The organism is Mesorhizobium sp. M7A.F.Ca.CA.001.04.2.1, assembly GCF_003998485.1.
In the GTDB taxonomy this organism is placed as follows: Bacteria; Pseudomonadota; Alphaproteobacteria; order Rhizobiales; family Rhizobiaceae; genus Mesorhizobium; species Mesorhizobium ciceri.
Genome location: NZ_RZQT01000305.1, coordinates 1 through 436 on the forward strand (window position 1 = coordinate 1; position 436 = coordinate 436).

The window sequence follows — 436 nt, forward strand, 5'->3', positions numbered from 1 at the left end:
GAGATAGCCGCTGGCGAGCCACAGCAGCGCGCGGGTGCGCAGGATCGCAAATTGCGACAGCAGCAGCACTGCCGTGACGATGTCGCTCACGGCCAGCGCGGATTGATAGCTGGCGACGAAGGCTGGGACCGGCAGGAGCGGGGTACCGGCGAAGGGCACGGCTGCGGCGAACAGGAGCGAGGACACACCGACAATCGTCAATGCTGCAGTGCGGTCGGCCGACGTGGCCGGCAGGGTCGACAGAAATGTGCTTCGGTCGATCGGCGCAGGCACGTCCATTTCGCGCGAGTCGATGGGCTTGAGCATCTCCGCTAGTCTCATTCGCCGGCAGTCCGTTCATCGTAGCGGGTTCTGGGCGCAGGTGGTCACGGAACCGGTTTACGACTCAACCGAGGGTTACAGCTTACCTAATTTCGGTGAGAGCACGGAACAGGGA

At 63.5% G+C, this 436-nt stretch carries 1 pseudogene; it reads right to left on the bottom strand.

The features are described from left to right. Window positions 1–306: pseudogene (locus EN955_RS34650) on the bottom strand (hybrid sensor histidine kinase/response regulator); the annotation flags it as partial. Window positions 307–436: the final 130 nt, after the last annotated feature.